Consider the following 11,079-nt stretch of genomic DNA (forward strand, 5'->3'; position numbering starts at 1 on the left):
GGCTCCAGGCTCACACGGCCTTCACGTCGAGGATCTGCACCTCGAAGTTCAGGGTCTTGCCAGCCAGTGGATGGTTGAAATCGATGGTCACCTGGTTGTCGTCGAACGCCTTGACCACGCCCGGAAGCTCGGTGTTGGCGGCGTCGTTGAAGATCACCAGCAGTCCTTCGGACAGCTCCATGCCTTCGAACTGCGAGCGCGGCATCACCTGCACGTTCTGCGGGTTGTGCTGGCCGAAGGCGTTCTCCGGGGCGATGCTCAGCTTGCGCTGGTCACCGGCCTTGAAGCCGAACAGGGCGTTCTCGAAGCCCGGCAGCAGGTTGCCGTCGCCGACCTTGAACGTGGCCGGGGCCTTGTCGAAGGTGCTATCGACGGTGTCGCCGTTTTCCAGGTGCAGCGCGAAGTGCAGGGTGACTTCGGTGTTCTGGCCGATGCGGGTCTCAGTCATGGACGGCTTCCTCGGACTTCTTGCTCTTGAACATGTCCAGCGCCAGCATCACCGCGCCCACGGTGATCGCGCTGTCGGCCAGGTTGAAGGCCGGGAAGTAGTAGCGGTTCTGCCAGTGCACCAGGATGAAGTCGACCACATGGCCCAGCACGACGCGGTCGTACAGGTTGCCCAGCGCGCCACCCAGCACCAGGGCCAGGGCCACGGCCAACCAGGTCTCGTTGCGCCCCAGGCGCTTGAGCCAGACCACCAGCACCGCGCTGACCACCACGGCGATCAACGCGAACAGCCAGCGCTGCCAGCCGGAGCTGTCGGCCAGGAAGCTGAACGCGGCGCCGGTGTTGTAGGCCAGGGTCCAGCTGAAGTAGTCGGGGATGACCACGATCTGCTGGTACATGGTCAACGCGCCGTCGAAGTACAGCTTGGTGGCCTGGTCGAGGACCAGGACCACCAGGCTCAGCCAGAGCCAGGCAAGGCGCCCGAAGCGCCCCGCAGGAGCATTAGGCATAGTGGCGCACCTCGCCGGAGCCGCTCAGGTTGTCGACGCAACGGCTGCAGATCTCCGGATGCTCCGGGTGGCTGCCGACGTCGGCGCGGAAGTGCCAGCAGCGGCCGCACTTGGCATGGCCGGACTTGACGACTTTCAGCTTGAGGCCTTCAACTTCGGTTGTCACTGCGTCGGCGGGTGCCTGGACGAACGGCACGACACTGGCGGCCGAAGTGATCAGCACGAAGCGCAACTCGTCGCCCAGCTTGTTCAAGTCGGCGCTCAGGGCGTCGTCGGCGAACAGGGTGACTTCGGCCTGCAGGTTGCCACCGATGGCCTTGGCCGCGCGCTGGTTCTCCAGTTCCTTGTTGACCGCAGTCTTGGCGGCCATGATGCGTTCCCAGTACTCGCGACCCAGCTCGAAACCTTCCGGCAGTTCGCTCAGGCCTTCGTACCAGGTGTTGAGCATCACCGACTCGTTACGCTCGCCCGGCAGGTACTGCCACAGCTCGTCCGCGGTGAACGCCAGGATCGGCGCGATCCAGCGCACCAGTGCCTCGGAGATGTGGAACAGCGCGGTCTGGCAGGAGCGGCGGGCGACACTGTTGGCGCCAGTGGTGTACTGGCGGTCCTTGATGATGTCGAGGTAGAAGCCGCCCAGCTCCTGCACGCAGAAGTTGTGGATCTTCGAGTAGACGTTCCAGAAACGGTACTCGCCATAGTGCTCTTCCAGCTCGCGCTGCAGCAGCAGGGTGCGGTCGACCGCCCAGCGGTCCAGGGCCAGCATGTCTTCGGCCGGCAGCAGGTCGCGGGCCGGGTCGAAGCCGGACAGGTTGGAGAGCAGGAAGCGCGCGGTGTTGCGGATGCGGCGGTAGGCGTCGGCGCTACGCTGCAGGATCTGATCGGAAACCGCCATCTCGCCGGAGTAGTCGGTAGCCGAGACCCACAGGCGCATGATGTCGGCGCCCAGGGTGTCGTTGACCTTCTGCGGCTCGATGGTGTTGCCCAGCGACTTGGACATCTTGCGGCCGTTCTCGTCCACGGTGAAGCCGTGCGTCAGCAGCTCGCGATACGGCGCGTGGCCGTCGATGGCGCAACCGGTCAGCAAGGATGAGTGGAACCAGCCACGGTGCTGGTCGGAACCTTCCAGGTACAGGTCGGCGCGCGGGCCGGTGGCGTGGCCGATGTCGTGGGAGCCGCGCAGCACGTGCCAGTGGGTGGTGCCGGAGTCGAACCACACGTCGAGGGTGTCGGTGATCTTGTCGTACTGGCCGGCCTCGTCACCGAGCAGCTCGGCGGCGTCCAGCTTGAACCAGGCCTCGATGCCTTCCTGCTCGACGCGCTTGGCAACTTCTTCCATCAGTTCGACGGTGCGCGGGTGCAGCTCGCCGGTCTGCTTGTCGAGGAAGAACGGGATCGGCACGCCCCAGTTGCGCTGACGCGAGATGCACCAGTCCGGACGGTTGGCGATCATCGAGTGCAGGCGCGCCTGGCCCCAGGCCGGAACGAACTTGGTCTCTTCGATGGCCTTGAGCGCACGCTCGCGCAGCGGCTCGCCGGTGGTCGGCTGCTTGTCCATGCCGACGAACCACTGCGCGGTGGCGCGGTAGATCAGCGGGGTCTTGTGGCGCCAGCAGTGCATGTAGCTGTGGCTGATGGTCTCGGTGTGCATCAGCGCGCCGACTTCGCTGAGCTTGTCGACGATGGCCGGGTTGGCCTTCCAGATGAACTGGCCGCCGAAGAACGGCAGCGACTCGACGTACACGCCGTTGCTCTGCACCGGAGTGAGGATGTCGTCGTTGACCATGCCGTAGCGCTTGCAGGTGACGAAGTCGTCTTCACCGTAGGCCGGCGAGGAATGCACGACGCCGGTACCGGCGCCCAGTTCGACGTAGTCGGCCAGGTAGATCGGCGACAGGCGGTCGTAGAACGGGTGGCGGAAGTTGATCAGCTCCAGGGCCGAGCCCGGGGCGGTGGCGATGACCGAGCCTTCCAGCGCATAACGCTTCAGGCACGACTCGACCAGCTCTTCGGCCAGCACCAGCAGGCGCTCGCCGGTATCGACCAGGGCGTACTTGAAGTCCGGGTGGATGTTCAGCGCCTGGTTGGCCGGGATGGTCCACGGGGTGGTGGTCCAGATCACGATGGCGGCGGGCTTGGCCAGCGCGCCCAGGCCGAAGGCGGCGGCCAGCTTGTCGGCATCGGCCACCGGGAAGGCGACGTCGATGGTCTGGGATTTCTTGTCGGCGTACTCGACCTCGGCTTCAGCCAGGGCCGAGCCGCAATCGAAGCACCAGTTCACGGGCTTGAGGCCCTTGAACACGAAGCCTTGCTTGACCATCTCGGCCAGGGCGCGGATTTCACCGGCCTCGTTGGCGAAGTTCATGGTCTTGTACGGGTTGTCCCAGTCACCCAGCACGCCCAGGCGGATGAACTCGGTCTTCTGCCCTTCGATCTGCTCGGCGGCGTACTCGCGGCACAGTTCGCGGGTACGGTCGGCGGTCAGGTGCTTGCCGTGGGTGACCTCGACCTTGTGCTCGATCGGCAGACCGTGGCAGTCCCAGCCCGGCACGTACGGCGCGTCGAAGCCGGACAGGGTCTTGGAGCGGACAATCATGTCCTTGAGAATCTTGTTCAGCGCATGACCGATGTGGATCTTGCCGTTGGCATAGGGCGGGCCGTCGTGCAGGACGAACTTCGGACGGTCCTTGCCAATCTCGCGCAACTTACCGTACAGGCCAATACTGTCCCAGCGCTGCAGGATCTGCGGTTCGCGCTGAGGCAGGCCGGCCTTCATGGGGAAGGCGGTGTCCGGAAGGTTAAGCGTGGCTTTGTAGTCGGTCATTTCAGGCTCTTCGTTAGCGGTTGAGCGTGCCAGTGGGCACGTGCGGCGGCGATGTCCGCGTCGATCGCCGACTTCAGCGCCTCCAGGGAGGCGAATCGCTGCTCTTCACGCAGCTTGTGGTGGAATTCCACCGTCAGGCGCCGGCCATACAGGTCGCCGGCGTAGTCCAGGAGATGAATCTCCAGGTGAGGGCGCCCGTCACCGGCGACGGTGGGGCGCACTCCGATGTTGCCGACACCCGGCCAGGCCTTGCCGTCGATCTCGATGCTGGCCAGGTAGACCCCGGACAGCGGCACGCGACGGCGCTTGAGCTGGATGTTGGCGGTGGGGGTGCCGAGCTGGCGGGCCAACTTCTGGCCATGCAGCACGCGCCCGGTAATACGGTAAGGCCGGCCCAGCAGGTGCTCGGCCAGCTCGAAGTTGCCGTCGGCCAGGGCCGTGCGCACCTCGGTGCTGCTGACCCGCAGGCCGTCCTGAACCACGGTGTTGGCCGCCTCGACGGTGAACCCGTGGCGTTTGCCGGCCTCGGTGAGGAAGACGAAGTCGCCGGCGCGGTCGCAGCCGAAGCGGAAGTCGTCGCCCACCTCGAGGTGGCGCACACCCAGGCCATCGACCAGTACCGCCTTGACGAACTGCTCGGCGCTGAGCTGGCTCAGGCGCTGGTTGAACGACAGGCACAGCACCCGGTCGATGCCCTCGCCGGCCAGCAGCTCGACCTTGTCGCGCAGGCGGGCCAGGCGCGCCGGGGCGCTCTGCGGGGCGAAATATTCGCGCGGCTGCGGCTCGAAGATCACCACGCAGGTGGGCAGCCCCAGTTCCTGGCCACGTTCGCGCAGGCGCGCGAGGATCGCCTGGTGACCCCGGTGGACCCCGTCGAAGTTGCCAATGGTGGCGACACAGCCCCGGTGCTCGGGGCGCAGGTTGTGAAGACCTCGAACCAGCTGCATAACGCGCTTCTTGCTCATAAAGTGGCCGATTATAACCACACGCGGGCGCTGGCGACAGGCAGCAGCGCCCCCATGGGCGGTGGAATGCGAAAAACCGACGCCTGACCCCTCTCGCGCATCAATGCAACGCCTTGCGGGCGAAATGCCGCGGGCGGAATCCGCACAGGAACAGGCAGCCGAAGTAGGTCACCACGCCCGCCGCGATCAGGCCCCCCAGGCGCAGGAAGCGTGCGAGCATGTTGCCCTGTTCCCAGGCCGGCAGGTAGTGCATGCCCAGCAGCAGCACACCCGACATCAAGGTCACTGCCAGCACCAGCTTGAGCAGGAACACCATCCAGCCCGGTTGCGGCTGGAACAGCTGCTGGCTGCGCAGCTTCCAATACAGCAGGCCAGCGTTCAGGCACGCGCCCAGGCTGATGGCCAGGGCCAGCCCGGCATGGGCCAGCGGGCCGACCAGGGCCAGGTTGAACAGTTGGGTGCAGACCAGGGTGAAGACCGCGATCTTCACCGGTGTGCGGATATTCTGCTGCGCATAGAAGCCAGGTGCCAGCACCTTGACCAGGATGATCGCCAGCAGGCCCACCGAATAGGCGATCAGGGCGCGCTGGGTCATGGCAGCGTCGAAGGCGGTGAACTTGCCGTACTGGAACAGCGCCACGGTCAGCGGCTCGGCGAGGATGGCCAGGGCCAGGGTGCAGGGCAGCACCAGCAGGAAGCACAGGCGCAGGCCCCAGTCGAGGATCCGCGAATACTCCTCGCGGTCCTTGTTGGCGTAGGTCTTGGCCAGGGTCGGCAGCAGGATGGTGCCCAGGGCCACGCCCAGCACGCCGGACGGCAGCTCCATCAGGCGGTCGGCGTAGTACATCCACGACACCGAGCCTGCCACCAGGAACGAGGCGAAGATGGTGTTGATGATCAGCGAGATCTGGCTGACCGACACCCCGAGGATGGCCGGAAGCATCTGCTTGAGCACGCGCCACACACCGGTATCGCGCAGGTTCAGGCGAGGCAGCACGAGCATGCCGATCTTCTTCAGCGCCGGCAGCTGGTAAAGCAGCTGCGCCAGGCCACCGGCCAGCACGCCCCAGCCCAGGGCCATGATCGGCGGGTCGAAGTACGGCGTCAGCAGCACGGCGAAGGCGATCATCGCCACGTTGAGCAGCGTGGGCGTGAACGCCGGCACACTGAAGCGGTTCCAGGTATTGAGGATCGCACCGACCAGCGACGACAGTGAGATCAGCAATATATAAGGAAACGTCACCCGCAGCAGCGAGGTGGTCAGCTCGTATTTCTCCGCGCTGTCGACGAAGCCTGGCGCGGTGGCCCAGACCACCCACGGCGCGGCGAGGATGCCGATCACCGTGACCAGGGCCAGGACCAGGGTCAGCAGGCCGCTCACATAGGCGATGAAGGTACGGGTGGCCTCCTCGCCCTGCTGGGTCTTGTACTCGGCCAGGATCGGCACGAAGGCCTGGGAGAACGCCCCCTCGGCGAAGATCCGCCGCAGCAGGTTGGGCAGCTTGAAGGCGATGAAGAAGGCGTCGGTGGCGATGCCGGCACCGAACACTCGCGCCAGGATGGTATCGCGCACGAAGCCGAGCACCCGGGAAATCATGGTGATGGAGCTGACGGCGGCCAGGGATTTGAGCAGGTTCATCGAAAAGTTTCACGCCAGGGACAGAGGGCGCTGCCAGACAGCGTCCGAATGTGCGATACTCCCGCGCCTTCGCAGGGGAGCCAAAAATTCCCGAGTTTACAGGTCGTGCGGCAGAAAGGAATATTTCCCTCCTGTTGGCTCACCACTCGGCGGAACCCTGCAGGTGGCCTTGACATCCGCTCGACTCATCGGCATGATTCGCGGCCTATTTTGTTTGCTATTTACCTAAAGTCTTTCGAGGAGCTCGACGGTGGCCAACTCACCTTCCGCCAAGAAACGTGCAAAACAGGCTGAGAAGCGTCGCAGCCACAACGCCAGCCTGCGTTCCATGGTCCGCACCTACATCAAGAATGTAGTCAAAGCCATCGACGCAAAAGACGCCGAAAAAGCGCAAGCCGCTTACGTTCTGGCTGTACCTGTAATCGACCGCATGGCCGACAAGGGTATCATCCACAAGAACAAAGCTGCTCGCCACAAAGGCCGTCTGAATGGCCACATCAAGGCGCTGAAAGAAGCTGCAGCTGCCTAAGCGACGTTCTTGTCGAAAAAACCGACCTTAGGGTCGGTTTTTTTATGCCTGTGATTTCTCTCCAGCAACACTCCCCCTCTGTCTGTAGGAGCGGCCTTGCGTCGCGAAAGGGCTGCGTAGCAGCCCCAGGATTTCAGTGCTGATGCAAAGATCGCCGGGGCCGCTTTGCGGCCCTTTCGCGACGCAAGGCCGCTCCTACAGGCACCAGATCACTTGCCGATCTGAATCTTCGGCGCCCACTCCAGCCAGGCATCTTCGGGCTTGTCGAACAAGGCGAAGGTCTGCTGTGGCCGCGCCGGGTTGCCCATCTGCTCGCCATCCGGCGTGGCAAAGGCGATCCCGCCCTCGATCAGGGTCTCCACCGACTCGGTGCGCACCGTGGCGCCCTTGAACAGCCCCCAGTCGAAGCCGAACCCGCTGCTGTTCCAGAAGCGGCTGCCGCCACGCACCAGCCCGGCGTAACGCGGCTCGATCAGGATGTGGATAAGTACCCGGTCGGCCGTCTGGCCCAACTCAAAGCCGGTGACCCTGCCCACCGTGACCTCACGGTAGGTCACCGGCACACCCGGCTTGATCGAGCCACGGCGCGCCGCGCTCAGGGTCAGTGGCAGGCCGACCTCCTCGCCTTTCACTTCCGGCGCATCACTCAAGGCAATGAAGTCACGCTGCGGCCCCTTGTCCTTGAGCGCTGGCAGCACCTCCAGGTACTGGCCGCCGATCAATGTATCGAGGTTCTGGGTACGCACCAGGCCCAAGGCCGGCTTGACCACCCAGAACTGGGTGCCGGCACGGGCGATACGCTCGGCTGCCTGGGTAATCCGCGCACGCAGCAATACGGCTTGCAAGTCGCTGGTCAGGTCGACACTCTCGACACTGCCGACATCCAAGCCGCGGAAGCGGATCGGCGTGCCCGGCTTCAGGCCTTCGGCACGCTCGACACGGATGGTGATCAGGGTGCCGGCGCGGTTGGCCGCATCCTGGCTTTCATGCAGACGGAAGCGCGGGATGCGGCGCTTGAGCGGCACATCCGGTTTCGGCGTATCGAAGGCGATACCACCGGCCATCAGCGTCTGCAGCGACTCGCTCTTGACCTGGATCCCCGAGAGGCCACCGGTCAGGGTGATGCCGCTGGCATTCCAGAAGCGCGAGGAGCCGTTGACCAGGTTTTCGTATTCCTTCTCGATGTGCACCCCGATCAGGATGCGCTTGCTGTTGCGGGCGAACTGGTAGCTCTGCACGCTCCCCACGCGTACCTGGCGATACATCACCGGGCTGCCCACTTCCAGCGAGCCCAGGGTATCGGCGAACAGCACCATGTGCCGGCCCGGCGCCTTCAGGTCCAGCGGCGGCGCCTTGGGACGCGCCTCGAACTCGCGCAGCGGCTTGGCACCTGGCTCACCCGGGCGCACGGCAATGTAGTTGCCCTTCACCAACGCCTCGAGGCCGGTGATACCGGCAAGCGAAATGGATGGCTTGACCACCCAGAACTGCGTGCCTTCGACCAGGTAGTCCTCGGCCAACGGGTCCAGGGTCAGCTCGGCCATGGCAGTGGAGAGATCGCCTTCGACTTTCAACTCCTTCAGCGTTCCCACCTGGATACCTTTGTACAGTACCGGCGTGCGGCCCTTCTGCAGCCCCTCGAAATCGCTGAGCTTGACCTTGACCCGGATGCCGGCCTGGGCGGCATCAAAGTCTTCGTAAAGGCGGAACGGCAGGCTTGGGTCGGTGGGTGGGCTGTCCTTGCGATTCTCCGGCGTGGCGAAGGCGATACCGCCGGCAACGATGCTCGACAGCGATTCGGTGCGCACCTTCACGCCGGACAAGTCGGCGTCGATGCTGACCCCGCTGGCGTTCCAGAACCGCGTGTGCTTGCGCACCAGGCTGGCGTAGGCCGGGGCGATGAACACCTTGATCTCCACCGTGCCCTGGTCATCGGACAGACGATAGCTCTTCACCCGGCCCACCTGGATCTGCTTGTAGAACACCGGACTGTCACGATTGAGCGAACCCAGGCGCTCGGCCTTGAGGGTAAGGTGCAGGCCCGGCTCGGAATCGGACAACGGCGGGGCCTCCTTGAGCGCGTCGAAACGCTTGGTCGGCTCACCCTCCCCTGGATCGACGGCAATGTAGTTGCCCGAAACCAGCGTTTCCAGCCCCGAGATACCCGCCAGGCTGACGCTCGGCTTCACCAGCCAGAAGCGCGTGCCCTTGGTCAGGTGCGGGCCCGCCTCCTTGCGCATCTCGATGGTGGCGACCACACCGCGGTTTTCCCCCTTGTCATCCAGCACCAGGGCGACGACCTTGCCCACCGACATACCCTTGTAGATGACCTCGGTCTTGTTGGCGACGATGCCCTCGCCGCTCTCGAAGCGCACCTGGATCTCGATACCGGCATCGCGATAGGCCTGCCAGGCCAGCCAACCGCCAATCGCCAGGGCAATCAGCGGCAGGATCCAGATGGCCGACCAGTTCGAAGCAGGCCGGGTTTTAGCCGTAGGCAAATCACTCATGGTCGTCATCCGACTCCGTGTTATCCCAGATCAGTCGGGGATCGAAAGTTAAAGCGGCGAGCATCGTCAGGATCACCACGGTGGCGAAGGCGACGGCGCCCAGGTTGGCTTCGACACTGGCGATGCGGCCGAAATTCACCACCGCCACCAGGATGGCGATGACGAAGATGTCCAGCATCGACCAGCGGCCGATGAATTCGATGAAGCGGTACATCAGGATGCGCTGACGCGCCGAAAGCGGCTGATGGCGCTGTACCGAGTACAGCAACAGGGCGATGCCGACCAGCTTGAAGGTCGGCACCAGGATGCTGGCGATGAACACCACTGCGGCGATCGGCAGCATGCCGTGCTTCATCAGGGTGATGACCCCGGACATGATGGTGTCCGGACTGCCCTGGCCGAGCGCGCTGACGGTCATGATCGGCAGCACGTTGGCCGGGATATACAGCACCATGGCCGTGATCAGCAGCGCCCAGGTACGCACGATGCTGTTCGGCCGCCGGGCATGCACGACCGCGCCGCAGCGGGTGCAGACCTGCGAGGCACTGGCGTGCTCCTGGCGGTTCAGCTCGTGACATTCATTGCAGACCAGGATGCCTGCATCAATCGCCCGCATGGACATCCTCCCCCGACAAGGCCACCCAGATCTGGTGTGGCGACATGACCACCTCGAGCCATACCTGTACCAGCAACAGGCTGATAAAGCAGAACAGGCCCAGGCCAACGCTCAGCTCCGCCAGGTCGACCAGCTTGACGATGGCCACCAGCACGCCCATGAAGTAGACCTCGAGCATGCCCCACTCACGCAGGTGGTGATAGACACGATAGATCAGCAGGCCATAGCTGCGGCCGATATCCAGGCGGATGCTCAACAGCACCATCAGCTGGCAGAGCAGCTTGAGCAGAGGGATGGCCATGCTGCACAGGAACACCACCACGGCGATGCCGCGCATTTCTGAATTGTACAGGCCGAGCACACCGCTCCAGACGGTATCGTCGGAGGTCTGGCCGAGCAGGTGTAACTGCATGATCGGCAGGAAGTTGGCCGGCACGTACAGCAGCAACGCGGTCAGGACCAAGGCCAGGCTGCGGTTGATCAGGTTGTGGCGATGGGCGTACAGCTCGTAGCCGCAGCGCGGACACAGGGCCTTCTCGTCATTTTGCAGCGTGGTCTTGCGCATCAGCAGGTCGCACTCGTGGCAGGCCACGAGTTCGTCCAGCGGCAGCTGCGCGAGCGCTTCGGGATCGACAGGGTTGGGCATAAGGGGGTTCTGAATGGATGCGTCGGCTCTATTCTAGTGTTCCGACTCGAATTGTGGGAGACGGCCATTATGAGGAACTGTATCGGTAGCCGGGTCACATTTTCCGCAAGCGAATCGCCCTCCCTGTAGGAGCGGCCTTGTGCCGCGAATGGGCTGCGTAGCGGCCCCAGGATCTTGGGTCTGTCTCAGGATTGTCGGGGCTGCCTTGCAGCCCTTTCGCGACACAAGGCCGCTCCCACAGGGGCGGCGGTGTGGCGTTGATTTTGGAACGCGGAAAAGACAAAACCCCTACCTGCTCGCGCAGATAGGGGTTTTGCGAAATGAATCTTGACGATGACCTACTCTCACATGGGGAAACCCCACACTACCATCGGCGATGCATCGTTTCACTGCT

Annotated in this window: 9 protein-coding genes; 1 reads left to right on the forward strand and 8 read right to left on the reverse strand. The window is 64.1% G+C overall.

Annotated elements, in window-relative coordinates:
- Positions 1-10: 10 nt before the first annotated feature.
- From DMX06_RS24615 to murJ, 5 genes are all read right to left on the reverse strand, one after another.
- Positions 11-448, reverse strand: coding sequence for an FKBP-type peptidyl-prolyl cis-trans isomerase (locus DMX06_RS24615; protein WP_023629753.1), 438 nt, complete (start codon positions 446-448; stop codon positions 11-13).
- Complete coding sequence (gene lspA, locus DMX06_RS24620) at positions 441-956, reverse strand: signal peptidase II (protein WP_110739764.1); 516 nt, start codon at positions 954-956, stop codon at positions 441-443. Before lspA ends, DMX06_RS24615 begins: the two co-directional genes overlap by 8 nt.
- Complete coding sequence (ileS, locus tag DMX06_RS24625; RefSeq protein WP_110739765.1) at positions 949-3,780, reverse strand: isoleucine--tRNA ligase; 2,832 nt, start codon at positions 3,778-3,780, stop codon at positions 949-951. The genes lspA and ileS overlap by 8 nt, the downstream gene beginning before the upstream one ends.
- Positions 3,777-4,727 (reverse strand): bifunctional riboflavin kinase/FAD synthetase, encoded by a 951-nt coding sequence (gene ribF / locus DMX06_RS24630; protein WP_110739766.1) that lies wholly within the window; start codon positions 4,725-4,727, stop codon positions 3,777-3,779. Before ribF ends, ileS begins: the two co-directional genes overlap by 4 nt.
- A 118-nt stretch (positions 4,728-4,845) precedes the next feature.
- Positions 4,846-6,384, reverse strand: coding sequence for a murein biosynthesis integral membrane protein MurJ (gene murJ / locus DMX06_RS24635; protein ID WP_110739767.1), 1,539 nt, complete (start codon positions 6,382-6,384; stop codon positions 4,846-4,848).
- Positions 6,385-6,634: 250 nt separating this feature from the next.
- On the opposite strand from murJ, the gene rpsT reads away from it, so the two are divergent.
- Positions 6,635-6,913 (forward strand): 30S ribosomal protein S20, encoded by a 279-nt coding sequence (gene rpsT, locus DMX06_RS24640; RefSeq protein ID WP_023533220.1) that lies wholly within the window; start codon positions 6,635-6,637, stop codon positions 6,911-6,913.
- Between the two features lie 209 nt (positions 6,914-7,122).
- Here the strand turns inward: rpsT and DMX06_RS24645 are convergent, their stop codons facing one another.
- From DMX06_RS24645 to DMX06_RS24655, 3 genes are read right to left on the reverse strand one after another with little or no spacing between them, the layout of a single operon-like run.
- Positions 7,123-9,423: a PqiB family protein gene (locus DMX06_RS24645; protein ID WP_110739768.1), complete on the reverse strand. Its 2,301-nt coding sequence runs from the start codon at positions 9,421-9,423 to the stop codon at positions 7,123-7,125.
- Complete coding sequence (locus DMX06_RS24650; protein ID WP_110739769.1) at positions 9,416-10,039, reverse strand: paraquat-inducible protein A; 624 nt, start codon at positions 10,037-10,039, stop codon at positions 9,416-9,418. Before DMX06_RS24650 ends, DMX06_RS24645 begins: the two co-directional genes overlap by 8 nt.
- The gene (locus DMX06_RS24655; protein WP_110739770.1) at positions 10,026-10,685 is read right to left on the reverse strand and encodes a paraquat-inducible protein A; all 660 of its coding nucleotides are present in this window, start codon (positions 10,683-10,685) and stop codon (positions 10,026-10,028) included. Before DMX06_RS24655 ends, DMX06_RS24650 begins: the two co-directional genes overlap by 14 nt.
- Between the last annotated feature and the right edge of the window lie 394 nt (positions 10,686-11,079).

Origin of the sequence: Pseudomonas mosselii (assembly GCF_003205295.1) — a bacterium.
In the GTDB taxonomy this organism is placed as follows: domain Bacteria; phylum Pseudomonadota; class Gammaproteobacteria; order Pseudomonadales; family Pseudomonadaceae; genus Aquipseudomonas; species Aquipseudomonas mosselii_B.

Bases quoted from the DNA above. Each gene is read 5' to 3' on its own strand.
- DMX06_RS24650 (WP_110739769.1), bottom strand. From the start codon at position 10,039: ATGCGGGCGATTGATGCAGGCATCCTGGTCTGCAATGAATGTCACGAG.
- DMX06_RS24615 (WP_023629753.1), bottom strand. From the start codon at position 448: ATGACTGAGACCCGCATCGGCCAGAACACCGAAGTCACCCTGCACTTC.
- ileS (WP_110739765.1), bottom strand. From the start codon at position 3,780: ATGACCGACTACAAAGCCACGCTTAACCTTCCGGACACCGCCTTCCCC.
- DMX06_RS24645 (WP_110739768.1), bottom strand. From the start codon at position 9,423: ATGAGTGATTTGCCTACGGCTAAAACCCGGCCTGCTTCGAACTGGTCG.
- lspA (WP_110739764.1), bottom strand. From the start codon at position 956: ATGCCTAATGCTCCTGCGGGGCGCTTCGGGCGCCTTGCCTGGCTCTGG.
- DMX06_RS24655 (WP_110739770.1), bottom strand. From the start codon at position 10,685: ATGCCCAACCCTGTCGATCCCGAAGCGCTCGCGCAGCTGCCGCTGGAC.
- murJ (WP_110739767.1), bottom strand. From the start codon at position 6,384: ATGAACCTGCTCAAATCCCTGGCCGCCGTCAGCTCCATCACCATGATT.
- ribF (WP_110739766.1), bottom strand. From the start codon at position 4,727: ATGCAGCTGGTTCGAGGTCTTCACAACCTGCGCCCCGAGCACCGGGGC.